Source organism: Pseudomonas abieticivorans (assembly GCF_023509015.1).
Taxonomy (GTDB): domain Bacteria; phylum Pseudomonadota; class Gammaproteobacteria; order Pseudomonadales; family Pseudomonadaceae; genus Aquipseudomonas; species Aquipseudomonas abieticivorans.
In genome coordinates, this window is sequence record NZ_CP094975.1 from 6265127 (window position 1) to 6287654 (window position 22528).

The 22528-nt window shown below is 62.9% G+C and carries 20 protein-coding genes; 10 read left to right on the forward strand and 10 right to left on the reverse strand.

The features are described from left to right. Positions 1-88: 88 nt before the first annotated feature. The 4 genes from ehuB to L9B60_RS28435 are packed head-to-tail and all read left to right on the forward strand — an operon-like array spanning position 89 to position 3046. Positions 89-964 carry an ectoine/hydroxyectoine ABC transporter substrate-binding protein EhuB gene (ehuB, locus tag L9B60_RS28420; RefSeq protein WP_249674394.1) on the forward strand — a complete coding sequence of 292 codons (876 nt, stop codon included), beginning with the start codon at positions 89-91 and terminating at the stop codon, positions 962-964. Between the two features lie 2 nt (positions 965-966). Then, on the forward strand, positions 967-1623 hold the full coding sequence (gene ehuC, locus L9B60_RS28425; protein ID WP_249674396.1) for an ectoine/hydroxyectoine ABC transporter permease subunit EhuC: 657 nt from the start codon (positions 967-969) through the stop codon (positions 1621-1623). A 3-nt stretch (positions 1624-1626) separates the two neighbouring features. Next, positions 1627-2277 carry an ectoine/hydroxyectoine ABC transporter permease subunit EhuD gene (gene ehuD, locus L9B60_RS28430; protein ID WP_249674397.1) on the forward strand — a complete coding sequence of 217 codons (651 nt, stop codon included), beginning with the start codon at positions 1627-1629 and terminating at the stop codon, positions 2275-2277. After that, entirely contained in the window at positions 2270-3046 is a 777-nt protein-coding gene (locus tag L9B60_RS28435) for an amino acid ABC transporter ATP-binding protein (RefSeq protein WP_249674398.1), read from the forward strand. The genes ehuD and L9B60_RS28435 overlap by 8 nt, the downstream gene beginning before the upstream one ends. Positions 3047-3410: 364 nt before the next feature. Here the strand turns inward: L9B60_RS28435 and L9B60_RS28440 are convergent, their stop codons facing one another. Together L9B60_RS28440 and L9B60_RS28445 are read right to left on the reverse strand one after the other, a co-directional pair. Beyond that, positions 3411-4622 carry an OprD family porin gene (locus tag L9B60_RS28440; RefSeq protein ID WP_249680199.1) on the reverse strand — a complete coding sequence of 404 codons (1212 nt, stop codon included), beginning with the start codon at positions 4620-4622 and terminating at the stop codon, positions 3411-3413. 117 nt (positions 4623-4739) lie between these two features. Next, a complete protein-coding gene (locus tag L9B60_RS28445) occupies positions 4740-6074 on the reverse strand; it encodes an MFS transporter (protein ID WP_249674400.1) in 1335 nt (444 codons plus the stop codon). Between the two features lie 178 nt (positions 6075-6252). Here L9B60_RS28445 and L9B60_RS28450 point away from each other — a divergent pair, with 178 nt between their 5' ends. From L9B60_RS28450 to mdlD, 5 genes are all read left to right on the forward strand, one after another. Further along, positions 6253-7143 (forward strand): LysR family transcriptional regulator, encoded by an 891-nt coding sequence (locus L9B60_RS28450; protein WP_249674401.1) that lies wholly within the window; start codon positions 6253-6255, stop codon positions 7141-7143. A gap of 105 nt (positions 7144-7248) precedes the next feature. Continuing rightward, on the forward strand, positions 7249-8835 hold the full coding sequence (gene mdlC, locus L9B60_RS28455; protein WP_249674403.1) for a benzoylformate decarboxylase: 1587 nt from the start codon (positions 7249-7251) through the stop codon (positions 8833-8835). Between the two features lie 11 nt (positions 8836-8846). Then, entirely contained in the window at positions 8847-10040 is a 1194-nt protein-coding gene (locus tag L9B60_RS28460) for an alpha-hydroxy-acid oxidizing protein (RefSeq protein WP_249674404.1), read from the forward strand. A 3-nt stretch (positions 10041-10043) separates the two neighbouring features. After that, complete coding sequence (locus L9B60_RS28465; protein WP_249674406.1) at positions 10044-11123, forward strand: enolase C-terminal domain-like protein; 1080 nt, start codon at positions 10044-10046, stop codon at positions 11121-11123. Positions 11124-11141: 18 nt separating this feature from the next. Then, entirely contained in the window at positions 11142-12452 is a 1311-nt protein-coding gene (mdlD, locus tag L9B60_RS28470) for an NAD(P)-dependent benzaldehyde dehydrogenase MdlD (protein WP_249674407.1), read from the forward strand. A 63-nt stretch (positions 12453-12515) separates the two neighbouring features. Here the strand turns inward: mdlD and L9B60_RS28475 are convergent, their stop codons facing one another. From L9B60_RS28475 to L9B60_RS28490, 4 genes are all read right to left on the reverse strand, one after another. Continuing rightward, the gene (locus tag L9B60_RS28475) at positions 12516-13517 is read right to left on the reverse strand and encodes a carbon-nitrogen hydrolase family protein (protein WP_249674409.1); all 1002 of its coding nucleotides are present in this window, start codon (positions 13515-13517) and stop codon (positions 12516-12518) included. Between the two features lie 13 nt (positions 13518-13530). After that, positions 13531-14430 (reverse strand): transporter, encoded by a 900-nt coding sequence (locus tag L9B60_RS28480; protein WP_249674410.1) that lies wholly within the window; start codon positions 14428-14430, stop codon positions 13531-13533. Positions 14431-14441: 11 nt separating this feature from the next. After that, the gene (gene iaaH, locus L9B60_RS28485; RefSeq protein WP_249674411.1) at positions 14442-15959 is read right to left on the reverse strand and encodes an indoleacetamide hydrolase; all 1518 of its coding nucleotides are present in this window, start codon (positions 15957-15959) and stop codon (positions 14442-14444) included. 104 nt (positions 15960-16063) lie between these two features. Continuing rightward, positions 16064-16765 (reverse strand): helix-turn-helix domain-containing protein, encoded by a 702-nt coding sequence (locus L9B60_RS28490; protein ID WP_249674413.1) that lies wholly within the window; start codon positions 16763-16765, stop codon positions 16064-16066. A 215-nt stretch (positions 16766-16980) separates the two neighbouring features. On the opposite strand from L9B60_RS28490, the gene L9B60_RS28495 reads away from it, so the two are divergent. Further along, positions 16981-18345: an MFS transporter gene (locus L9B60_RS28495; protein ID WP_249674414.1), complete on the forward strand. Its 1365-nt coding sequence runs from the start codon at positions 16981-16983 to the stop codon at positions 18343-18345. A 108-nt stretch (positions 18346-18453) separates the two neighbouring features. Here the strand turns inward: L9B60_RS28495 and L9B60_RS28500 are convergent, their stop codons facing one another. Genes L9B60_RS28500 through L9B60_RS28515 form a run of 4 tightly spaced genes read right to left on the reverse strand, consistent with a single transcriptional unit; the run spans position 18454 to position 22528 of the window. Next, the gene (locus L9B60_RS28500; RefSeq protein ID WP_249674416.1) at positions 18454-19197 is read right to left on the reverse strand and encodes an ABC transporter ATP-binding protein; all 744 of its coding nucleotides are present in this window, start codon (positions 19195-19197) and stop codon (positions 18454-18456) included. Between the two features lie 3 nt (positions 19198-19200). After that, a complete protein-coding gene (locus tag L9B60_RS28505) occupies positions 19201-20532 on the reverse strand; it encodes an ABC transporter substrate-binding protein (RefSeq protein ID WP_249674418.1) in 1332 nt (443 codons plus the stop codon). 28 nt (positions 20533-20560) lie between these two features. Then, a complete protein-coding gene (locus tag L9B60_RS28510) occupies positions 20561-21628 on the reverse strand; it encodes a branched-chain amino acid ABC transporter permease (RefSeq protein WP_249674419.1) in 1068 nt (355 codons plus the stop codon). Between the two features lie 18 nt (positions 21629-21646). Further along, positions 21647-22528, reverse strand: a complete 882-nt coding sequence (locus L9B60_RS28515; protein WP_249674421.1) for a branched-chain amino acid ABC transporter permease — start codon at positions 22526-22528, stop codon at positions 21647-21649.

Genomic DNA, 22528 nt, shown 5'->3' on the forward strand with positions numbered 1-22528 from the left:
CAAGCGCATATGATTATTACTTAATGATATTTAAAAATATCCTGTTATACCTTTAAAGTCCTGCGATCTCCTTTCCCGGCTTTCGCTCATGACATCGACCAAACGTTTGCCTCTGGCGGCCCTACTGGGCTGCGCACTGTCGCTCACTGCACTGACCAGCGGCGTCGCCACGGCTGCCGGGCTGCTGGAAAAAGGCCGCAGCGAGGGCCTGACCGCCGGTATCGCCAACGAACAACCCTATGCCTATATCGGTACCGATGGCAAAGCCACCGGCGCCAATATCGAGGTGCTACAGGCCATTCTCGAACCCCTGGGCATCACCCACCTCGACACCCCGATCACCGACTTCGGTTCGCTGGTGCCCGGCCTTGCCGCGCAGCGTTTCGACCTGATCGGCGCCGGCCTGTTCATCAACCCGAACCGCTGCAAGGTGATCAGCTTCTCCAACCCGGTCACCCGCTCCGGTGGTGCCTTCATCGTCAAGGCCGGCAATCCGCTCAAACTGCACAGCCTCAAGGACGTCGCCAGCAATGGCAAGGCGCGCCTGGCGACGCAAACCGGCTCCAACCAAGTGCAAGAAGCCAAGGACAGTGGCATCACCACCGCCAACGTCGTGCTGTTCGACAAGGACACCGAGGCCTTGGCGGCCCTGGAAGCCGATCGCGTGGACGTGGTGTACTTCCCCGACGCCGAGATCATCGGCCTGGTGGCCAAGGCCAACAGCCCGGACATCGAGCGGGCGCTGCCGTTTGAACAGATTCCCGATGCCCAGGGCAACCCCACCTGGAACTATCATGCCTACGGCCTGCCGCGCAATGACCCAGCCTTTGCTCAAGCCTTCAATGAGCAACTGGCCAAGTTGCGCGCCTCTGGCCAGTTGCTCAAGATCCTGCAGAAGTACGGCTACACCGAAAACGAGCTGCCGGACACCCGCGTCACTGCCGCCCAGCGTTGCAGCCTGTAACCATGGAAAACGCGCTGTTCATTGCCCGTCAACTGGGCCACGGCGCGCTGGTGACGCTGGAAATCACCGTGATGGCCGAACTGCTGGTGCTGGTGCTGGCATTCGCCATTGCCTTGATGCGCCTGTCGCGCTGGCGCCTGCTACGGGCCTTCGCCGCCACCTATGTCGAGGTGCTGCGTGGGCTGTCGGCACTGGTGCTGCTGTTTTACCTGTTTTTCATCCTGCCCCTGTTCGGCATTCGCCTGCCGCCCATGGCCACTGGCGTGATCGGCCTGGGGCTGACCTTTTCCGCCTACGGCGCGGAGATCATTCGCGCAGCGCTGGTGAACGTCAGCCAAGGCCAGCACGATGCACTGCGGGCGCTGGACTTTGGCCGACCGGCGGCCTTGCGGCGGATCATCCTGCCCCAGGCCTTGCCATTCATGTTGCCCCCCTTGGGCAACCAGTTGGTGGAGCTGATGAAGACCACCTCGCTGGTGTCCTTGATCACGCTGAGCGACCTGACGTTTTCCGGCAGCCAGTTGATCACCACCCTAGGCAACCAGTCGCTGATCTGGAGCATCGTGTTGCTGTGCTATTTCTTCATGGCCTGGCCGCTGAGCGCGCTGGTGCGCCGCTACGAGCAGCACAGCACGGCCTGGCGCCGAGCGAAGGAGTAAGGCATGGACTTCGATAGCGCGTTTGCCTGGTCGATCTTGCCCGACCTGCTGGCAGGTTTGTGGGTGACCGTGCAAGTGGTGGTGCTGGGTTTTGTGCTGGCGGTGGTGTTGGGCCTGGTGCTGGCGCTGGCCGGTCGCAGCCAACGGCCTGTGCTGCGCGGGGCAAGCAAGGGCTACTTGAGCTTTTTCCGTAACACGCCCTTGATGGTGCAACTGTACGCGCTGTTTTTCGTGCTGCCCCAGGCCGGTATCACCCTGCCGGCGTTTGCCACCGGCGTGATCGGCCTGGGGCTGTACTACAGCGCGTACATCGCCGAGGCCTACCGCGGGGCCATCGAAGGTGTGCCTGCCGGCCAATGGGAGGCCGCCCGCGCCCTGGACTTCAGCCGCGCCCAAATCTGGCGGCGAATCGTCCTGCCCCAGGCCTGCAAACCCATGGTACCGGTGCTGGGCAACTACCTGATCGGCATGTTCAAAGAGACCCCCCTGCTGGCGGTGATCACCATTCCCGAACTGTTCCAGGCGGCCAAGCAGGTGGCCGGCATGACCTACCGCTACAACGAGCCGTACACGCTGATGGCCATCCTGTTCTTGCTGATCAGCGTGCCCACTTCACTGTTGTTCAACTACCTGGAACGCCGCAGCCATGCCTGAGCACACCGCCCCCGCACAGATCCGCCTGAGGCAGGTGGTGAAAGATTTCGGCGCCACGCGAGTCATCGACCACCTGGACCTGAGCATCCCGCAGGGCCAGAAGGTGGCCCTGATCGGCCCCAGTGGCTCGGGCAAGTCGACCGTCCTGCGCTTGATCAAGGGCCTTGAGACTTACCAGGGCGGCAGCATCGAAGTGGCGGGCGACCCCGTGCCCGCGCCGCCGCGCGGCTGGCAATGGCCGGGTCGCAAACGCCCACCGGTGGTGCATCGGGTGGGCATGGTGTTCCAACAGTTCAACCTGTTCCCGCACCTGAGCGTGCTGCAGAACGTCATCGAAGCGCCGCTACAAGTGCTAAAACTCAGCCGTGAAGAGGCGCTGGAGCGTGCCCACGCCTACCTGGCTTTGGTGGGCATGGCCCACAAGGCCCAGGCCTACCCGGCAACGCTGTCCGGCGGCCAGCAACAGCGCGTGGCCATCGCCCGCGCGCTGGCCATGCGGCCCCAGGTGATGCTGTTCGATGAAGTGACCTCGGCGCTCGACCCGGAGTTGGTGAGCGAGGTGCTGGCGGTGATCCGCAGTATCGCCCATGAACAGCAAATGACCATGCTGTTGGTGACCCACGAGATGAAGTTCGCCCGCGACGTGGCCGACCGCGTGCTGTTCATGGAGCACGGGCGCATCGTTGCCGACGGTTCGGCGGATGACGTACTGATCAACCCCAGCAACGAACGCACAAGGCGGTTCCTCAATCTTGTCGCGCAACATTAGGCTGGAAGAAACGATTGGCCGGGCGTCGCAACCCAAGGTTTTCGCGTAACGTGGCGCACTCGTATGCCTGACGCAAAATCGTCGAATAATTGAATGCGCGGGGTTAGGCATTCGCGTTCTAAGCTGTCCCGCTCCTGCATTGTGGCCGCTAGGAGCGGATTTATCCGCGAAGAATACGATGCGGTTCATCGGTAACACCGCAGCGACCTTTTCGCGGATCAATCTGCTCCTACAGGGTGGGGTATGCCGGTAGGAGCAACTGTCTGCTCGCGTTCCAATATCGTGCTGGCGCTGCTGGAACGCCGCTGGTCGAATTGGCGTGATACGTGTACCGGCCAGATCAAAAGACCTTAGCGCCCAGCACTCAAAACAGCTTCCACGTATAGGTCGCAATCAACCGCGTTTCATCGAACTCGGCGCCGTAGCGTGCTTGGGTGGTGATGTAGCGCGCCTCCAACCCCAGGCCTGCGAGCAACCCGCTTTGCACCACGTAGCTGAGGGTGAAATTGCGCTCGCTCTCGGTGTTGTCCGCCAGGCCTGCACCGCGATCGATGTCGGTACCGCGCAGGTAGCGCACCATGCCCTTGAGCCCCGGCACGCCCAGCGCTGCGAAGTCGTAGTCGTAGCGCGCCTGCCAGGAGCGCTCCTGGGCCTTGTAGAACCCCAGCACCGACCAGTTCACCAGGTAGGGTTGCGGCGCATAGCCATTGAGTAGCGGGAACGCGTCGTCACCGAACATGCGCTGGTACGCCAGGGTGTAGGTGCTCGCCCCTTTGCGCAGCGCCGTCATCAGGCCCAGTGAACGGTTATCCAGGCGGCCGGACAACTGTTCGCCAGTTTCCTTGTTGGCGTAATACCGCACGTCATTCTTGAGGCTGTAGCCCTCGCCCAGGTCCAGGGTCTGGTTTAACGCAAAGTAATGCTGTTGGTAGATGTCCTCCAGTTGGCCGTAGAAATAGGTGGCATTGAGCGTGGGCGTGAAGTCGTAGCGCGCACCGGCAAAGTCCAGGCCGTCGCTGTGCTGCGTGGGGCTGTCGCCGAACAGGTAAATGTCCTCGCGGTTGGTCGATTCGCGGGTGGCGATCTTCCAGAAGCGGCCGGCATTAAAGGTCAGTTTGTCCCATTCGTGGGACTCCAGGGTTGCCCCCTCAAATGTGGTCATCAGTTGCCGGGAGTCATCGGTGTAGGCCACCGGCAAGGTTGGCCGGTGTTCACCGATCTTGATCTCGGTCTTGGACACCTTGACCTTGCCCGTCACCCCGCCACGGCCGTACTGATGCACCGGCTCACCTTTGCTCTGATCGTAGGGCAGCACGGTGTCTGGGCCACGCCCCCCACCGCCATCCAGGCGATAGGCAAACTGGCTGGACGCATCCAGGCCAAACTGCACCATGCCCTGGGTGTAGCCGGAGCGAAATTTCAGGTCAAAGCCCTGGCTCCAGCTACCGACCTTTGACTTGGGTGCATCGTTTTGCTTGAAGTCGCGGTCCAGGTAGAAGTTGCGCAGCCCCAGGGTCAGCCCGCTGTCTTGCACAAAGTCGGCGCGAACACAGGGGCTCAAGCACACGGAAAACATAGCGCCCAAGGCGCCAAGGCGTACGGACGAACTCATGCGTCGTTCCTCATGATCATTTTATTGTTGTTTTGATGACACGTGCAGCGGCAAGCAGCCTTGGTATCAGCGCCGCCGCGTTTACAGGGAAGGAACGCTCAGGATCTGCCTGGCCGGTTGACGTGCCACCAGCAGCACGGCGAACACCGCCACCACGGCAGGCAGCGCGAACACCATGAAGTTGTGCTCGAACGCCAGCCCCAGGCTCATCAGCAAACCGCCCAGCAGGGGCCCGGCCACGGCACCGCAACGCCCGATGGCCGCCGCCATGCTCACCCCGGTTGCGCGCACATGGGTCGGGTACAGGTCGGCTGCCAGGGTGTGTACCACCGACAGGCAACCCACGGTAGTGCCGCCTGCCACCAACAGCAGCCCGTAAAGCAACGAGGCGTCGGGCCGCAAGCCCAGCATCGAAATCGACACGCCAGCCAAGGCGAAAAACACCACCAGCGTGGCCTTGCACCCCCAACGGTCGGCGCACACGCCGCTGATCAGGGTGCCAATGATCGACCCCAGGTTCATCACCACCAGGAACACGATGCTGGAGCCCAACGGGTAGCCGCCCTGGGTCATGAGCTTGGGCAACCAGGTGTTCAGGCCGTACACCATCAACATGCACATGCCAAACCCCAGCCACAGCATCAACGTACTCAGGGCACGGCCATCACCGAACAGGGCCCCCATCGAGGTATGGCCGGCAGCGCCCAGCTCATCAGGCGCACGTACGTATTTCACCTCGCCGGCCGGCAGATGCTGCGGGTTGATGCGTCGCAGCACGCCAGCCACTTCGCCTTGGTGATCACGGTGCAGCAGGTAGGCGACCGACTCGGGCAAGGTCTTGTACAACAACGGCAGGGCCAGCAACGACACCCCCGCGATGTAGAACGGCGATTGCCAGCCAAACGCCGGAATCAGGTAAATCCCCGCCAGGCCAGACAACAAACCACCCACCGCGAAAAAACTGAGCATCAGGTTGATCAGGCGGTTGCGGCAACTGCCCGGGGACATTTCCTTGAGCAAGGTCACCAGGTTAGGCACCACGCCGCCCAGGCCTGCACCGGTCAGAAAGCGGCAGGTGGCAAAGCTGGTCGGCCCCGTGGCAAAGGCGTTGGCCAGCGCCGCGACGCTGAACAGGGCCACGCAAAACAGGATGATCCGACGCCTGCCCAAGCGGTCGGCCAGGGTGCCCAGCGTTACGGCGCCGCACATCATGCCCACCATCGAGCTTGCACCCAACATCCCCGCTTCGCCTGGGGTCAACGACCACTGGCTCATCACGTGGGGCAATACCGAGCCGTAGATCACCAGGTCGTAGCCATCGAACATCATGATGAACGAGCACCAGAACACCAACAGGTAGTGAAACCGATTCAGCCGTGCGGAATTGACGACTTCTGTCGCATTGATCGAGCGCATAGGAGGTTACTCTTATTATTGTCCAAGCCCAGGAACGGCTATTTTTGGCTGCCGTCATCGGTGCGGGTGGGCGATAGAGGCGTCACCGGGTTCCCGTAGGGCGACGATATGGATAGACTCTTAATAGATCAAATAGATAGATTTTTGCTCTAAATATAAATACAGGCTATAAAACTCCATGATCGACCTGAACTTGGTCCGTGTGTTCGTCACCATCTTTGAAACCGGCAGTGTGAGTGGCGCCGCCGAGCGCCTGCACGTGACCCAGCCCTCCGTCAGTTATGCCCTGTCGCGGCTGCGCACGCTGCTCAATGACCCGCTGTTCAAACGCAGCCGGGATGGCATGCAGCCGACCTTCCTGGCCACGCAGCTTTACGCCAAGTTTCGTTACTCGCTGTCGGAAATCGAACGCGCCATTGCCCAGACCAGCCACTTCGAGCCGCGCGTGTCCAGCCGCGGTTTTCGCCTGGCGCTATCGGACCTGGGCGAAGTGTTCTTCCTGCCGTATATCCTGCAAGCCTTGCAAAAAGAGGCGCCGAACTCCGAGCTGGAGGTGCTGCAACTGGACATCGACAAACTGGGTGACTGGCTGAAAACCGGCAAGATAGACGCGGCCATCTGCAACCGCAGCGAACTGCCGATCGAGGCCAATTACGACCTGATTTTCGAGGAGCGCTATGTGTGCCTGGTCAGCACCCATCACCCGCGCATCGGCGACACCTTGACCATGGAGCAGTACCTGAGCGAGCACCACGTGGTGGTGTCGGCGGGCACCGGCCACCACGCGGTCGAGGACCGGTTGCGTGAAGCCGGGCTGGAGCGCCGGGTGCGCTTGCGCGTGCCGCATTTCAGCGTGTTGCCCGAGGTGGTCTCGGGCAGCGACCTGCTGGTGACCTTGCCAGAGCGAGTGGCGCGCATGTTTGCCTCGCGCAGTGCCACCCGCGTGCTGGAACTGCCGTTCCCCATCCCCAGCATCGAAGTGGGCCTGCAGTGGAACGACCATGACAGCGACATCCTGGCCCAGCGCTGGTTTTGCGGGCTACTAAAAACCACGCTGAAAGACCTTTGAGCACTAAAATAGACAGCATCTATTTTTATTAGAAATATCATCTATTTGATCTATGTAGCGTCGCCTTTTATGGTGAAAGCCGACGTTTGCACATGAGATCAAGCGATGACCACCGTACACACCACCACCTACGACCTGCTGCGACAGCAGGGCATCACCACGGTTTTTGGCAACCCGGGCTCCAACGAGTTGCCGTTTTTGAAAGACTTTCCCGCCGACTTTACCTACATCCTCGCGCTGCACGAAGGTGTGGTGGTGGGCATCGCCGACGGCTATGCCCAGGCGAGCGGCACGCCCGGTTTTGTCAACTTGCACTCGGCCGCCGGCACCGGCAATGCCATGGGCGCCTTGAGCAATGCCTGGAACTCCCACTCCCCGTTGGTGATTACCGCCGGCCAGCAAACCCGCGCCATGGTGGGGGTCGAAGCGCTGTTGACCAATGTGGACGCCGCCAACCTGCCCCGCCCGCTGGTAAAGTGGAGCTATGAGCCGGCGAGCGCCCAGGAAGTGCCCCACGCCATGAGCCGCGCCATCCACATGGCCACGATGGCGCCGCGTGGCCCGGTCTACCTGTCGGTACCCTACGACGATTGGTCAAAACAGGCCGACCCGCAATCCTGGCACTTGCTCAAGCGTCAAGTGCTCAGTGCCGGTGGCCCCAGCGAGGCGCTGCTGGCCGACCTGGTGGCGCAGTTGGCCAACGCGCGCAACCCGGTGTTGGTACTAGGCCCCGACGTGGATGCGGCGAATGCCAACCAACATTGCGTCGTTTTGGCAGAGCGGCTGAAGGCGCCGGTGTGGGTCGCGCCTTCTGCGCCCCGCTGCCCCTTCCCCACCCGCCACCCCAACTTCCGCGGCCTGTTGCCCGCTGGCATCGCGGCCATCGGCAAGCTGCTCGAAGGCCATGACCTGGTGCTGGTACTGGGTGCACCAGTGTTCCGCTACCACCAATATGACCCAGGCCAATACCTGACCGAAGGCACCCGCCTGATCGCCGTGACCTGCGATCCGTTGGAAGCGGCGCGCGCGCCGATGGGTGACGCCATCGTGGGTGATGTAGGGCTGATCGCCGCCCTGTTGGCCAAGCAGGTGCCTGAGGCCACACGCCCGACCCTCAAAGCCCTGCCAGCCCCTGAGCCGGCGGAGCAAGGCAGCAGCAAGCTGCGCCCCGAAGTGGTGTTCGACACCCTTGACGAAATCGCCCCGCACGATGCGATCTACCTCAACGAGTCAACCTCCACCACGGCGCTGATGTGGCAACGGCTGAACATGCGCCACCCCGGTAGCTATTTTTTCGCCGCTGCAGGCGGCCTGGGCTTCGCCATGCCGGCAGCCGTTGGCGTGCAACTGGCCCAGCCTGAACGCCGGGTGATCGCAGTGATTGGCGACGGCTCGGCCAACTACAGCATCAGCACGCTGTGGACCGCCGTGCAGTACAACATCCCGACCATTTTCATCATCATGAACAACGGTACCTACGGTGCCTTGCGCTGGTTTGCCGGTGTGCTGGAGGTAGAAAACGTACCGGGACTGGACGTGCCGGGGATCGACTTCTGCGCCTTGGCCAAAGGCTACGGCATGCACGCCATCAAGGCCGAGAACCGCGACCAACTGGCAGGCGCACTGCATCAGGCGCTGGCGTTGAATGCACCGGTGTTGATCGAGGTCAGCACCTTGGGGCCCTTGGGCTGAGGAGGCAGGTGATGTGGAACTCTACCCCGCTGAACGTGGCCGACTACCGCGAACTGGCACGCCGCCGTCTGCCCAGCATGGTGTTTGATTACCTGGAAGGCGGTGCCGAGGATGAAAAAGGCCTGGCGCACAACCGCGAGGTGTTCGACGGCCTGCGCTTGAAACCCAAGCGCCTGGTCGACGTCAGCCAGCGTGACGTGAGCAGCACCTTGTTTGGCCGCGCCCACGCCATGCCGTTGCTGATCGGCCCGACCGGGCTCAACGGTGCGCTGTGGCCTCAGGGCGACTTGGCCCTGGCCCGCGCAGCGGCCCGTGCCGGCATTCCCTTCGTGCTGTCCACGGCCTCCAACCTGTCCATCGAAGACGTCGCCAGGCAGTGCGACGGCGAGCTGTGGTTCCAGCTCTACGTGGTGCACCGCACCCTCGCCGAGCAGATGGTCGAGCGGGCCTTGGCCGCCGGCTACACCACCTTGGTACTGACCACCGATGTCGGCGTCAATGGCTACCGCGAGCGCGACTTGCGCAACGCTTTCAAAATGCCCATGAGCTACACCCCGCGGGTGATGTTGGACGGCTGCCTGCACCCGCGCTGGTCCCTGGACCTGTTGCGCCACGGCATGCCGGCGTTGGCAAATTTCGTCAGCAGTGAAGCGCCCAGCCTCGAGGTCCAGGCGGCGCTGATGAGTCGACAGATGGACGCCAGTTTTGATTGGCAGGCACTGCGCTGGCTGCGCGACAAGTGGCCCCATGTGTTGCTGGTCAAGGGCCTGCTGGATGACGGTGATGCCGCGCGCTGCATCGCCCTGGGCGTGGATGGGGTGATCCTATCCAACCACGGCGGCCGGCAGTTGGACGGCGCCATATCGCCGATAGAGGTGCTGGCGCAAACCGCCGCCAGCGTCGACGCCCCAGTGTTGGTCGACAGTGGTTTCAGGCGGGGTGCCGACATCGTCAAGGCGCTGTGCCTGGGGGCCGATGCCGTGCTGTTGGGGCGCGCCACGCTGTACGGCCTGGCAGCCCGTGGCGAGGCCGGTGTCGACGATGTGCTGCGCCTGCTCAAGGCCGACATCGACCGCACGCTGGCCCAGATCGGCTGCCCCTCGGTGGCGCAACTGTCCGCCGATTACCTGCACCTGCCCCCTTCCAATCCGCGCCCCCGCGCCAGCACTCCGGCGTCTTCTTCACTTGAACTTGCGAGCCACTGAGCCATGACCACACCCACCATCACCGGCCTGCGCTCGCGCGCCGTCAACGTACCGCTCACCTACCCCATCCACACCGCCGTGGGCACCGTCGCCACGGCCCCGCTGGTATTGCTGGACCTGAGCACCGATGCCGGCGTCACCGGCCATGCCTATCTGTTCGCCTACACGCCACTGGCACTCAAGCCACTGAAGCTTATGATCGACGAATTGGCCCCGTGGGTCGTCGGCCAGCCCCTGGCACCCCAGGCCCTCGAGCAGGCACTGAGCAAGCGCTTTTGCCTGCTGGGTTTCACTGGCCTTGTACGCATGGCCGCCGCCGGCCTGGACATGGCGGCCTGGGATGCCCTGGCCAAGGCCAACAACCTGCCGCTGGTCAAGCTGTTGGGCGGCGAACTGCGCCCGATCAACAGCTACGACAGCCACAGCCTGGACGGTGAACGCCTGGCCACCGAACGGGCCAGCCACGCCGCCGAAGCCGGCTTCAAGGCAGTCAAGACCAAGATCGGCTACGCCACCCTGGCCGAGGACCTGCGCGTGGTACGCAGCATGCGCGCAGCGGTGGGCGAGAACTTCGACATCATGGTCGACTACAACCAGAGCCTGGGCGTGCCCGAAGCGATTCGTCGCGGCCAGGCGTTACAAGACGAAGGCGTGACCTGGATCGAGGAGCCGACGCTGCAACATGACTACGCCGGCCACGCGCGGATCCGCAGCGCCTTGCGCGTGCCCATCCAGATCGGTGAAAACTGGTTCGGCCCCGAAGAGATGTTCAAGGCGCTCAATGCAGGCGCCTGCGACCTGGCCATGCCCGACCTGATGAAAATCGGCGGCGTCACCGGTTGGCAGCGCGCCAGCGCCTTGGCCCAGCAGTTCGGGCTGCCGGTTTCCAGCCACCTGTTCCAGGAGTTCAGCGCCCACCTGCTGGCGGTCACGCCCACGGCAGACTGGCTGGAGCGGCTGGACATCGCGGGCGCCGTGATCGAACCCACGCTGGCCTTTGACAATGGCCATGCCCGAATCCCCGACCTGCCTGGCGCCGGGATTATCTGGCGCGAAGACCAGATCGCCAAATACAGCATCTGACCCAACTCAAGGACCACCATGACTGATCTTGCCCTTAGCCCCATCGATGCCCTTTTTGCCCGCCAGCGCGCGTTTTTCGCCTCGCGCCAAACCCTCGACATCGGCTTTCGCAAACACAGCCTGGAGCGACTCAAGCACGCGTTGCTCAACCATCGCGAGGCGCTCTACAGCGCGCTGGACGCCGACCTTGGCAAACCTCGCGAACACGTCGACCTGGCCGAGATCGGCGAGGTGGTCCACGAAATCGACTTCGCCCTGACGCACCTGGACGAATGGGCCGCGCCCGTGCCCGTGCCCACACCAGACCTCATTGCGCCCTCGCAGTGCTACGTCACCCAGGAACCCTTTGGCGTGAGCTACATCATCGGGCCCTTCAACTACCCGGTAAACCTCACGCTTACCCCACTGATCGGCGCCATCATCGGTGGCAACACCTGCATCATCAAGCCCTCGGAAACCACGCCGCACACCTCCCGGGTGATCGAGCAGATCATCACCCAAGCCTTCGCCCCCGAGTACATCGCCGTGGTCCAGGGTGGGCGCGCCGAAAACACCCACCTGCTGAGCCTGCCCTTCGATTTCATCTTTTTCACCGGCAGCCCGAACGTCGGCAAGGTGGTGATGCAAGCCGCTGCCGCGCACCTGACCCCCGTGGTGCTGGAACTGGGCGGCAAGTGCCCACTGATCGTGCTGCCCGACGCCGACCTGGACCAGGTGGTGGCGCAAGTGATGTTTGGCAAATTCATCAACAGCGGCCAGACCTGCATCGCCCCGGATTACCTGTACGCCCATGCCAGCATCAAGGACGCGCTGCTGGCCAAGCTGGTCCTGCAGGTCAAACGGGCCCTGCCCGATGTCGGCTCCACCGGCAAGCTGGTCAGTTCCCGCCAGGTCGAGCGGCTGGCCTCCTTGTTGGAGCAGAGCCAGGGTACGGTCGTGGTCGGCGGCCAGGTCGACGCCGAACAACGCCTGTTCAGCGCCACCGTGGTCGACCAGGTGCAATGGGATGATGCGCTGATGGCCGAGGAACTGTTCGGGCCGATTTTGCCGGTGCTCAGCTTTGACTCGATCGACAACGCCGTCGACCTGATCAACCGCCACCACCCCAAACCGCTGGCCCTGTACGTGTTTACCCAAGACACCGACAGCGCCAAACCGATCATCCAGCACATCCAGTCGGGCGACGCCCAGGTCAACGGCGTGATGCTGCATGCCTTCTCGCCGTACTTGCCGTTTGGCGGCGTGGGCGCCTCGGGGATGGGTGAGTATCACGGGCACTACAGCTTCCTGGCGTTTACCCACAAAAAATCGGTACGCATCGTCGCTTGACCCACTGCAACACAAAGGCCGCCGTGAATACACGGCGGCCTTTGTGTTACCCCTATTTAGCGATCACTCTTCCTGTGCAGGTACCGCCAATACAGGCGTAGGCTCTACGCCCGCCCACGCTTGCATGGGCGAACCTGGCGAGCGATTGATCAGCAGCCGCAGCACGTCCGGGCGCGCGTAGTGCCCCACCGGGTCCAACGCCGCCTTGGCCAGCCCGATCATGGCCAGGTCGATATCAGCGTACAGCAGCCCCTCTTGCGTCTCGGGTATCGGCTCGCACAACGGCGCGCCATCGGGCCCGTAGATCATCGCGAAACCGCCCCCCTCCACCAGCAACTCGGCCTTGAGCGGCGTATCGACCAGCTCGTCCAGCATGGCCTTGTCGACGATCGCGCAGGGGGCCAGTACAAAGCACTGCCCTTCCAGCGCGTACACCTGGGACGCTGCGTTGTTGGCCTGGGCACTGAGCTGGAACGCGGCCCCTCGGTATACCGAGAAACTGGGCCAGGCGGCCACGTGGACTTGTTCATGTTGCGCGTACATCGCGTATTTGGACAACGGTTGAAGATGCTCGGCGCAGTTCAAAGCACCCAGCTTGCCAAGGTCGGTGTCGAACACGATCAGGTCACGCCCGTCACCTTCGCCAAATACTGACCGTTCCACATGCGTGGGCTTGAGCTTGCGACGGTTACCCACTAACTGGCCCTGATCATCGATGATCGCCTGGGACAGGTACAACGTGCCGCCACTGCGTTCCACGTAGCCCATGACCACATGGATGCGATGTTTCGCAGCAGCCTGGCACAAACGCTGGAATGGATCGCTGCCCAGTTGCAGGGCATTTTCAAAGTAACGCTGCACGAAGCGCATGCCGGTCGCCGGCGCGTCGGTCCAGATCCACCAGGGGTAACCCGGCAGCCATACCTCGGGGAAGGCAATCAACGAGGCGCCATTGCCGGTGGCTTGGGCGATCAGTTCGATAGCCTTGTCGATGCCTTTGTGCAGGTCCAGAAATGCCGGGGCAGCCTGGACGGCAGCGACCTTGTAGCGGGTTTGCAGGGGCATGGTGAGTCTCCGGTTAGAAAAGGTGCGCCAGGCGCAGGTTCAAGCGCAGGTTTTCCTTGAGGCCATTGCGCACCTCAAGGTCTTGCCCAGCCTGGGTCTGCAGTTGGGTCTTGGGGGTCAGAAAATGTGACCAGGTCATCAGGTAACGGCTGGTGTTCAGGCTGTCGTTTTGCGCAAGGTCGTCGTAGCGGTTTTCACCCCCCGTGGTGTGGATGTAGGTCAAGCCGACCTGGTTGCTGGCATTGACCACGTAGCGCAAGTGCGTCTGCACCTCGAACACCGCCGACTGCTTGAGTGTGCCGCCCTGGTAATCGTCGTTTTCGCCGAACCAGTCCCGCTCCAGGGTAATTTCCCCATAAAGCTTGTGGGCGATCAGGGCATGCACGTAATTGACCTCCAGGATGCCTTTCCAGCGGTTTTCACCGATGTTCATCGCCCCTTGATCGCCGTCGTAGTGCCCCACCGGAATACCGATGTACCCACCGACACTGAAGTAGCGCTCCTTCTCGAAATCGTTGTAAAGCCAGACATTGGAGCCTATGAACGGGTCGCCAAACGCGCTCTCCGACGCCTGATTGTCACCGCCCATTTTCAGGTGCCCCCAGGGCACGATGATTTGCGGGGTCACCAGAAAGCCTGCCAGTGAAGTCCACTTCACGTAACGGGCCAGTACCACGTCGCTGTCGAGGGTCACATCCGCTGCCGCCTTGTGGCCATCCACCATTAGCTTGTTGCGCTGGGCGTGCTGGTAATAGAGCACCCCAAGGTCGGTGCCTTCCGGCAAAGGCGCGTTGTCGCCGGGCTCGGTGGTGATGACATATGCATTGGCCACACCGCCGTACAGCAATGAAGCGGCCAAACCGCAGCCGCGCAAGTGCCGCGACCAGTCTCGGTCGATAGAGAAAAACGTCATGGGCAGGCCCCTTATTGGACAGCTGGCGAGTTGGCTTGGCGGCCGAGGATGTCTTGCAGTGTCTGGGCGATGGCCAGTAATTGACCGTCGCTATGGGGCAACCCGTCGATCTCCAGCCCCACCGGCAAACCTGGTTGGCCGGCCAGGCCGATCGGCAGGCTGATGCCTGGCAAGCCTGCGTTGCTGCCGGGGTCGGTATTACGGATCATCCGCGCAAAAGCCTCGAACGAGGTGGCGTCGGGGCTGCTGAGCATCGCCACGTCAGGCGCGGTGGGAAACACCAAGGCCTGCAACTGATGAGTTTGCATGACGGCCTGGTAGGCCTGAATCATCTGCGGGCGGCCCTTGCCGATCGCCCATTGATAGGCCTGCGCAAGCTCACCGATGCCGCCATCAGGGGTGGGCATTTTGCGCGGCATGATGAAGTGCTCGAACAGCGTTTTCACATCGGGGCTGGAGATCTGCGCGACCAATGCGCCGAGCTCCACCCCGGTGTGATTGGTTTGCAGGTAAGTCTGCAGGGCATCGCGCCCCTCATACAGCGCGATGGGCATGCCCACCTTGGCGTCGAGTTCATGAATGCCGGGCATCGCCACGGGCACCAGGGTCACCCCGGCCTTTTCCAAGCGGCCCAGGGCAGCGCGGCTTTGCTGCTCGACCTCTGGTGCCAGCCCCTCCCAGAACTGCGCGACCACGCCCAGGCGGATATTGCCCGCTGCAAGGGGTGCGTGCGGGGCCTGGCCGGTGATGACCTGATCCAGCAGCCGCACATCCTCGACCGAGCGCGCCATGGGCCCGGCCGTGTCGCGGGTGGGTGAAATCGGCACGATCCCGGCCTGGCTGTAACGGCCCACGGTGGGGCGCAAACCCACGCAGCCATTCAGCGCGCACGGCTGGCGAATGGAACCTCCGGTATCCGTGCCCAGGGCCACCGGCACCAGCCGCGCGCCCACCGCACTGCCGCTGCCTGAGGATGACCCACCGGCGATACGGTTGGGGTCGTAGGCATTGCGCACCCCCACCACACCCGGTACGTGGAAGGCGGTGTTGTAGCCTGAAGACCCGTAGGCCAGCTCATGCATGTTGGTTTTGCCAACGATGATCGCGCCGGCCGCTTCCAGGCGATCGATTATCGGCGCGTTGATGCGGGGGAAGAACTGCGCCAAGGCCGGCGTGCCCGCGGTGTTGGCAAAACCTGTGACCTGGATATTGTCTTTGACGGCCATCGGCACGCCACCCAGCGGCAAGCACGCGCCGCCCGCGGCCAGGTGTTCATCGTAGGCTTGGGCCTTGGCCAAGGCCGCAGCGCCATCAACCGAAATGAATGCATTGAGCGCGCGATGGGTATCGATGCGTGCCAGCAGCGCTTCGACCAGTTGGCGGCTGCTGATCGCACCGCTGCAGATCAGCGCCGCAGCTTCATGGGCCGTCAGCGTCGACACGTCACTGGGCAGCGTGGCCGCCGGGGTGGTGCAGGCACTCGCAGCCAGCGCAAGCGGCGCACCCTTGATCCATTTTGAGTAGTGCATAAACCCGTCTCGTCTCAGTTCAGCGGCGAACGTGCCGTTGACGTCACCCTACCGATCGAGCACGGAGTTGAACCTCCTCAAGAATGAGGAGGCGGCACAAATAATCAGAAATGTCGGGACAATTGTGTGCGGTTGGCGCATTCGAGTTTGTTCATGGCGTTGTTCAAGTGCGTGCGCACGGTGGTGTAGGCGATGCCCAGTTGCCGTGCAACTTCCTTGTCGCTCGCACCGTTTGCGACCAGGCGGGCAACGGCGCTTTCGCGCTGCGACAGGCGTGGGTCGCCCGCCAGCACCTGGGCCAGCGACTTGACGAAATACGGCGTGAGTTCCTTGAGTATCTGCTCTTCGCGATCACCGAACGGCTGGTCGCCGGCGCCGCGCCAGATCCGCAGGTCACCGACGTCGCGGCCCTGATCGAAAAAGTACACGTTGATGCCGTGATACATACCGGCAGGCTTCAAGAAGTCGCAATAAAACTGACTGTGCATCAGTTGGCTGCGCTGGATGACCCGGTCGACATTGGTCGCCTGCGCCAAGGGGCGCATGGCCGGCGTGACCAGGTCCACCTGATGGAAAAACTCATCGTAACCGTTCAGGTGAGCCTCATCGATATTCACCGAACAACGGCGCGTGGAACGCTGCTGATGCTCATCCCAGATGAATGAGGCTGCGTAGTCTGCCCGAATCAACCGAGCGACCAACTGCAACACCGCCGCCCTGGCTTCAGGCTTGCCGCGGTACTCGCACAAGCGCCAGATGATCTCGGCAATGCAGTCCAGCTCGCCGCTGCTGAGCTCAGTCCCCATGTTACTTTTCCTCCCGCCGTGCGGATCGATTGATCCTCTCTAGCAAGAAGCAAGCCCAGGCAAGAAGCAAGCCCATGGCCTGGCCCGTGTATACCCTGCCGGTATCGAGCCACACTCAAATGATATTAGACGCCGGCACAGTGCCTGCTTAGCCTGACCCTATCAGGCTCGGCAAACCCTGCCCCGAGCACAATAAAAACAACATGAGGCGCGCCATGACGGATCGGGTATCCATCCCCCAACTCATCGACAATGCGCCGATCAACCGCTCTCAGTGGCAGGTGTTCGGCTTGTGTTTCCTGGTGGCCATCCTGGACGGCTTCGATACCCAGGCCATTGCCTTTACCGGGCCATCGATTGTTCAAGCATTCGGGCTTTCGCCGGGTGCCCTGGCGCCGATTTTAACGGCAGGCATCGTCGGCATGGTCATGGGCGCCATGGCATTGGGGCTTTTGGGCGACAAATATGGACGACGGCCCATCATCATGGCCGCCGTGGCCTTGTTCGGCATCGCCACGTTAGCCACCGCTGCAGCCAGCCATGTGGATCAGATCCTGGTGTTGCGCTTTGTCGCTGGGCTGGGCATGGGGGGCGCGACGCCATTGGTACTGTCCCTGGCCGCCGAATATGGGCCCAACCGGCACCGCGGCACGATAATGACCGTGGTATTGCTGGGCTTGCCTGCCGGCGCCATTATCGGCGCTATGTTGGCCGCCAGGCTTGTGCCGGTCATTGGCTGGCAGGGTATTTATGCCGTGGGTGGCGTTGCCCCTTTGCTGTTATTGGTTGTACTGGTGTTCGCCCTGCCCGAATCCCTGCATTTTCTTGCCAAGCAGACCGGCCCTGGACACCAGCGCCGTATCGAACACTCGGTGCAGAAAATCACCCAGGCGGCCGCGATGCCCGGGGCCCATTACTTCGTCCCTGAAAGCGCTGCCAAGACGCAGGTCAGTGCGCTGTTTTCACAGGGGCTTGCGCGCAATACCCTGGGGGTCTGGGTCATTTACCTGTTCAACTGGATCGCCTGGTTCATGCTCCTGTCCTGGCTGCCCACGGTGCTGAAGGCATCGGGGTTGCCCATGGAGCAGGTACCGATGGGCACGGTGGTGGTCAACACCGTGTTCGTGGTGTGCGCGATCCCCCTGTCGCTGCTGATGGCCAAGGTCAATACGCGGAGTTTGCTGGCGGGCCTGTTTGTGCTGGGCATTGCGTTGAGTGCCGGGTTGGCCCACTTCAGCAGCCACTGGCCAATCGTCTTCACCCTGGCAGGGCTGGCGGGGCTTGGGATTGGCGGCCAGCAAATCGTGCTCAACTACATGGTCGCCCAGGCTTACCCCACCGCCCTGCGCGCAACCGCAACGGGTTGGGCCATCGCGGTTGGGCGAACGGGTGCCATCGTCGGTTCGGCCAGTGGCGGCTTGTTCCTGGAGTCAGGCGGGCCCAGCGGTTTTTACCTGGCGCTGATCGTGCCCTTGGTGATTGCCATGGCTGGCCTGTTGATTAATGGCTGGCCTGTTGATTATCCGACCCTTGGCCGGCCAACCCGATGGGCAAGCCGCTCTTGCCCATTAGTGGCCTAAGGCGTGGCACGCCAAGCGCAGTTCTACGCACTGCGCGTGAGCCCGTTGAGCGAAGAGACAGATGTGGGAGCATCGCTTGCCTGCGATGCGCCGCGCGGGCGGCGCGCGCTAAGCGGCCCCCAGATAAAACCGCTGTATATCCTTGCGCCCCGCCAACACCTGCGCGGCCCCCGACGCTACCACCGCGCCATTCTCCAGCACGTAGGCAAAACTGGCGTAGTGCAGGGCCACGCTGATGTTCTGCTCGGCCACCAACAGACTCAGCCCCTGTTCGCAGTTGAGCCGGGCCAGGGTCTGGAAGATCTCCTCCACCACTTGCGGCGCCAGGCCCATGGACGGCTCGTCGAGCAACAGCAACGCAGGCTCGGCCATCAGCGCGCGGCCAATGGCGAGCATCTGTTGTTCACCGCCCGAGGTGTAGCCGGCCTTGCGATCGCGTAGCAGCGCAAGCCTTGGGAAATACTCATAGATGCGCGCCAGGCGCGTTTTCAGCACAGCCCGTGTAGGCCGGGTGACGAAGGCCCCGGTCAGCAGGTTTTCTTGCACCGTGAGCTGGGCGAAGCAGTGGCGCCCCTCCAGCACCTGCGCAAGCCCCTCGGCCACCAGCCGGCTGGGGTCGACGCGGGTGATGGGCGCGCCGCGGTACAGGATGCGCCCGCTCACCACCTCGCCGCGCTCGGCGCGCACCAGGTTGGAAATGGCCTTGAGCAAAGTGCTTTTGCCCGCGCCGTTGGCGCCCAGCAAGGCCACGACCTGGCCTTGCTGGACGTTAAGCGACACCCCGCGCAACGCCAGGATCGCCTGTTCGTAAAACACCTCGACCTGTTCGACCTGCAGCAGGGGTTCGCCCATGGTTTATAGCTCCTTGCTGCAGTCGCGCGGGGTGATGCCTTTTTCCTTGGCGTACTGCGCGGCAGAGGCTTCGATGATCGGCCGCAACAAGGCGCGATCAGCCTGCACCCAGTCGCTGATCAGGTTCCACTTCTGCCCGTCCCATTGCTGGAAGCGCACCGCACCGCCGCCTTCGTGATCAGCGCAGGACAGCTTCAACGGCTGCACCAGGCCCTTGGCGCCCAAGGCTTGCAAGCGGGCATCGTCCAGGTTCAGGTGTTCGAAACCCCAGCGCACCTGCTCGCCGGTGAGCGGCTTGTTACCGTAATGGGCCTGGGCCAGGCGCAAGGCCTCGACGTTGAGGATGCCGTTCACCACGCCCAGGTTGTAGTACACCGTGCCAAAGCGCTTGGGGTCGGCCAGGTTGCCCTTGCCGGCGTCCACCACACTTTTCTTGATGCCCTGCAACACCGGGAAATCGGTGCCCGAGGGGTGCGTGGTGATCGAGATGTAGCCCTTGGCCGCGGCGCCTGCCGGGATCACGTCCTCTTCGGAGTTGCTCCAGATATTGCCGATGATGTGGTCCACCGGGTAGCCGACTTTTTGCGCAGACTTGATCGCCACCGGGTTCATCACGCCCCAGCCACGCAAAATCACCCAGTCCGGTTTCAAGCGGCGAATATTAAGCCACTGCGAACCCTGTTCGTTGCCGGGGTGCGGCACTTCCAGCAGGGTCAGTTCGAAGTCATATTTTTTCGCCAGGGTGTCCAGTACCCCATTGGTTTCCTTGCCATAGGGCGACCCGTGGTAGAGCACCGCGATCTTCTTGCCCTTGAGCTTGTCGATGCCGCCCTCGCGCTGGCCGATGTAATTGACGATGGCCGACACTTCCGAATAGGGGTTCAGTTGCAGCGGGAACACGTAGGGGAACACGCTGCCGTCGGTGGAATCGGTGCGGCCGTGGTTGATGGTGATCAGCGGCAGCTTGTCGGCGGTGGAGCGCTCAAGCGTTGCGTAGGCAATGCCCACCGACAACGGGTTGGTGGCCGCCGCCGGGGCGCCGTTGAGGCCACCCTTGAGGCGCTCGTAGCATTCTACGCCCTTCTCGACCACGTACTCGGTCTCGCACTCGCTCCAGGTCAGCTTGACGCCATTGACCCCGCCGTTGGCGTTGACGTACTGCATGTAGTCGATAAAGCCGCCGAAAAAGCCCGTGCCGCCTGCCGCGTAAGGACCTACCCGGTAGCTTTGCAGCGGGAAGTACTGTTCGTTGGCCGCCTGGGCGCCGGCACTCAGGCCGGCTGACAACAGTGCAACGCCCAGCGCGAGGCGGCGTAAGGAAGTGCGCAAATGCATGGAGTGATTCCTGATGTGTTAGAGGGGGTCAGTACCGCAAGGGCCAGACGCGGGCTCGCTCGCGCAAGCGTCGCCAGAGCCTGGCAAGGCCTTCGGGCTCCTTGATCAGAAACCCGATGATCAAGCCGCCAAAGATGATTTTCTGCAAGTTCTCCAACTGGCCGGAATCCACCAGGCCCGCCGGCAGCAGGCCGACCAGGTTGGCCAGCAGCACCGGGAACAGCACGATGAAGGCCGCCCCCAGGAAGTTGCCGAGCACGCTGCCCAGGCCGCCGATAATGATGATGAACAGCACCTGGAACGAACGGCTCAGGTCAAAACCGTGAGGTTCCACCGTACCCAGGTAAGCGAAGGCCCACAGCGCCCCGGCAACACCCAGGTAGAAACCACTCACGGCAAAGGCCAGCAGCTTGGCCTTGAACGGTTGGATACCGATCACGGCGGCGGCGGTGTCCATGTCACGCACCGCCATCCATTGGCGCCCCAACTCGCTGCGCACCAGGCGCAGGCCCAGCCAGAACAGCGCCACCACCACGCCCAGGGTCAACAGGTAGCGGCCGGCCGGCGAGCTGAAATCCACCCCGGCGATGCGCAGGGGCGGCGAGCTGATCACCCCCGAGGCGTTGTCGTTGGTGAACCAGCTGAAGCGGGTGAGCACCCACTCCACCACGAACTGGGCGGCCAGGGTCGACACCAGCAGGTAGAAGCCCTTGATACGAAGGCTGGGCAAACCGAACAGCACCGCCACCGCTGCCGCGACCAACCCGGCCAAGCCAAAGCCTGCCAGCAATGGCAGCCCCGGCACGCGCAGTTGCAGGTTGTAGGCGCCGAACGCGCCCACCGCCATGAACGCCGCCGAGCCCAGCGACAACTGCCCGGCGTAACCGGTCAACAGATTCAGGCCCAGGCCGGCCAACGACAACACCAGGAACGGCACCAGGATTGCGCTGAACCAATAGTCATTACCCAGCAGCGGCACGCCGACAAAGGCCAGCAACAACAGCGCCGCCAACCCGATGCGGTCCTGGCGCAGGCGAAACACCCGGCGCTCGGCGGCGTAGGTGGTGGTGAATTGTCCCGCTTCGCGATAAAGCATCTTGAACCCCGGTAATGATCAAACCCGCTCGATCGCCCGCTCGCCAAACAGGCCGGCCGGGCGAACCAACAGAAACAGCAACGCCATGACATACGGCACCCAGTTTTCGATGCCGCTGCCGATGATCGGCCCCAGGTAAATCTCGGCGAGCTTCTCGCTGGCGCCGATGATCAAGCCGCCAACGATGGCCCCGCCAATCGATGAGAAGCCGCCGATGATCAACACCGGCAACGCCTTGAGCACGATCAGCGACAGCGAGAATTGCACCCCCAGGCGCGCGCCCCACAACAGCCCGGCCACCAAGCCGACAAAGCCTGCCACCGACCACACCACCACCCAGATGCGCGGCAAGCGAATGCCCACCGCCAGGGCGGCCAGCGGGTCATCGGCCACCGCGCGCAACGACAAGCCGATGCGGGTCTTGCTGAACAGCAGCGACAGCGCCAGCACCAGTGCGGCGGCCGTGCCGGCGGCGAACAGATCGAAGGGCGACAGCAACATGCCTTGGATTTCCAGCGGCTGGTCGGTGATGCCCAAGTCCAGCCCGTGCACCTGGGCGCCCCACAGCAGCTGCGCCAGGCCTTCGATCATGTACGACAGCCCCAGGGTGGCCATGAACAGGATGATCGGCGGGCGGTTGACCAAGGGCCGCAGCACGGCTTTCTCGATCAGCAACGCCAGCACGATCAGGCTGGCCAGGGTCACCCCGAACGCCAGCCAAAACGGCAGCCCGCGCTCTTGCAAACTGACGAACGTCAGCGCGGCGAATAGCACCATCGAGCCCTGGGCGAAATTGAACACACCGCTGGCCTTGTAGATCAGCACGAAGCCGATCGCCACCAGCGAGTACATCACCCCTGCCAGCAACCCACCGATCAACACCTCGAAAAAGAACTCCAT

Excerpts from the sequence above, each read along its gene's own strand:
- L9B60_RS28445 (WP_249674400.1), bottom strand. The coding sequence starts at position 6,074 with ATGCGCTCGATCAATGCGACAGAAGTCGTCAATTCCGCACGGCTGAAT.
- L9B60_RS28490 (WP_249674413.1), bottom strand. The coding sequence starts at position 16,765 with ATGGGGACTGAGCTCAGCAGCGGCGAGCTGGACTGCATTGCCGAGATC.
- L9B60_RS28515 (WP_249674421.1), bottom strand. The coding sequence starts at position 22,528 with ATGGAGTTCTTTTTCGAGGTGTTGATCGGTGGGTTGCTGGCAGGGGTG.
- L9B60_RS28495 (WP_249674414.1), top strand. The coding sequence starts at position 16,981 with ATGACGGATCGGGTATCCATCCCCCAACTCATCGACAATGCGCCGATC.
- mdlD (WP_249674407.1), top strand. The coding sequence starts at position 11,142 with ATGACTGATCTTGCCCTTAGCCCCATCGATGCCCTTTTTGCCCGCCAG.
- L9B60_RS28505 (WP_249674418.1), bottom strand. The coding sequence starts at position 20,532 with ATGCATTTGCGCACTTCCTTACGCCGCCTCGCGCTGGGCGTTGCACTG.
- L9B60_RS28475 (WP_249674409.1), bottom strand. The coding sequence starts at position 13,517 with ATGCCCCTGCAAACCCGCTACAAGGTCGCTGCCGTCCAGGCTGCCCCG.
- L9B60_RS28510 (WP_249674419.1), bottom strand. The coding sequence starts at position 21,628 with ATGCTTTATCGCGAAGCGGGACAATTCACCACCACCTACGCCGCCGAG.
- mdlC (WP_249674403.1), top strand. The coding sequence starts at position 7,249 with ATGACCACCGTACACACCACCACCTACGACCTGCTGCGACAGCAGGGC.
- L9B60_RS28450 (WP_249674401.1), top strand. The coding sequence starts at position 6,253 with ATGATCGACCTGAACTTGGTCCGTGTGTTCGTCACCATCTTTGAAACC.
- L9B60_RS28440 (WP_249680199.1), bottom strand. The coding sequence starts at position 4,622 with ATGTTTTCCGTGTGCTTGAGCCCCTGTGTTCGCGCCGACTTTGTGCAA.
- ehuB (WP_249674394.1), top strand. The coding sequence starts at position 89 with ATGACATCGACCAAACGTTTGCCTCTGGCGGCCCTACTGGGCTGCGCA.
- ehuD (WP_249674397.1), top strand. The coding sequence starts at position 1,627 with ATGGACTTCGATAGCGCGTTTGCCTGGTCGATCTTGCCCGACCTGCTG.
- L9B60_RS28500 (WP_249674416.1), bottom strand. The coding sequence starts at position 19,197 with ATGGGCGAACCCCTGCTGCAGGTCGAACAGGTCGAGGTGTTTTACGAA.
- L9B60_RS28465 (WP_249674406.1), top strand. The coding sequence starts at position 10,044 with ATGACCACACCCACCATCACCGGCCTGCGCTCGCGCGCCGTCAACGTA.
- iaaH (WP_249674411.1), bottom strand. The coding sequence starts at position 15,959 with ATGCACTACTCAAAATGGATCAAGGGTGCGCCGCTTGCGCTGGCTGCG.
- L9B60_RS28480 (WP_249674410.1), bottom strand. The coding sequence starts at position 14,430 with ATGACGTTTTTCTCTATCGACCGAGACTGGTCGCGGCACTTGCGCGGC.
- L9B60_RS28460 (WP_249674404.1), top strand. The coding sequence starts at position 8,847 with ATGTGGAACTCTACCCCGCTGAACGTGGCCGACTACCGCGAACTGGCA.
- L9B60_RS28435 (WP_249674398.1), top strand. The coding sequence starts at position 2,270 with ATGCCTGAGCACACCGCCCCCGCACAGATCCGCCTGAGGCAGGTGGTG.
- ehuC (WP_249674396.1), top strand. The coding sequence starts at position 967 with ATGGAAAACGCGCTGTTCATTGCCCGTCAACTGGGCCACGGCGCGCTG.